A 1313-nucleotide genomic window follows, 5' to 3' on the forward strand; every position below is an offset into this window, starting at 1 on the left:
CCTCGCGGTAGATCGCCTGGGCGAGCACGGTAGCGGTGGTGGTGCCGTCACCGGCGACGTCGGAAGTCTTCGACGCCACCTCGCGCACCATCTGGGCACCGAGGTTCTCGACCGAGTCGGGGAGCTCGATCTCTTTGGCGACGGTCACGCCGTCCTTGGTGATGGTGGGCGAGCCGAAGCTCTTCTCGATGATGACGTTGCGGCCCTTCGGGCCGAGGGTGACCTTCACCGCGTCGGCGAGCTTGTTGACGCCCCGCAGGATCGCGGCGCGGGCGTCCTCGGAGTAAATGATCTGCTTAGCCATTTAAGTTCATACCTCTTTCGTGTTTTAGCTTGGGTGGTCGACTAGCTCTCGATGACGGCGAGGATCTCGTCCTCGCGCAGGATCACCAGTTCCTGGTCGGCGATCTTGATCTCGCTGCCGGAGTACTTGCCGATCAGCACGCGATCACCGGCCTTGACGTCCATCGGCGCGCGGTTGCCATCGTCGTTGATTTTGCCGGGGCCGACGGCGACGACCTCCGCCTCTTGCGGTTTCTCCTTGGCGGAGTCCGGAATGATGATGCCGCCGCGGACTTCTTCTTCCGATTCGACGCGCTTGGCCACGACTCGGTCATGTAGGGGACGAATGTTCACTACTCATTTCCTCCATAGAATTGGCTCATCGCCTGTCCTGGATTGGGTTGTGTGTAGATGACCCGGGTGTGCGACTGCTGGCGTCTGCGCCCGACTGTTAGCACTCCCCCCGGGTGAGTGCTAACAGCTTACCGATGTGCATCTGGGGCTGTCAAGAGGGATGAGCTCCTGACGTCAGCTAACTGAGCGGCGGAGCGCACGGGCAAGGGCAGGCGATCAGACGATATAGAATGCGGTGTCTGATCGCGCGAAGGAGCACCGCATGAGCGTAGCGCCGGTGGAGGCTGTCGGCCCATACCGTCTCGAGAGCCTGCTCGGCAGGGGAGGCATGGGAGAGGTCTACAAGGCCCACGACCGGCGCCTCGACCGCTCGGTCGCGATCAAGCACATCCGGCCCGAAGACGCCGGCGACCCGGAGGCCCGGGAGCGGTTCCAGCGCGAGGCACGGACCGCGGCGCAGCTCGGACATCCGGCTATCGCGCAGGTCTTCGACATCCTGGAAGAGAACGGCGACGCCTGGATTGTGATGGAGCTGATCGACGGGCCGACCCTGGCCGAGCTGGTGCGCGACGGACCACTCGACATCGGCCTGGTCCTCTCCTACGGCCGGCAGGTGGCCTCCGCCCTGGCCGTGGCCCACGCCCAGGGCATCGTCCACCGCGACCTCAAGTCCGAGA

At 64.4% G+C, this 1313-nt stretch carries 3 protein-coding genes; 1 reads left to right on the top strand and 2 read right to left on the bottom strand.

Annotation, left to right across the window (positions count from 1 at the left end; genetic code table 11):
* Positions 1-304 (bottom strand): chaperonin GroEL (gene groEL, locus GY769_04110; GenBank protein MCP4201098.1); only part of this gene is annotated, 304 nt, incomplete at its 3' end.
* Between the two features lie 41 nt (positions 305-345).
* Entirely contained in the window at positions 346-636 is a 291-nt protein-coding gene (locus GY769_04115; GenBank protein ID MCP4201099.1) for a co-chaperone GroES, read from the bottom strand.
* 262 nt (positions 637-898) lie between these two features.
* On the opposite strand from GY769_04115, the gene GY769_04120 reads away from it, so the two are divergent.
* The coding region (locus GY769_04120) for a serine/threonine protein kinase (protein MCP4201100.1) at positions 899-1313 on the top strand (415 nt) is incomplete at its 3' end.

The sequence above is a fragment of the bacterium genome (assembly GCA_024224155.1).
Taxonomy (GTDB): Bacteria; Acidobacteriota; Thermoanaerobaculia; order Multivoradales; family JAHEKO01; genus CALZIK01.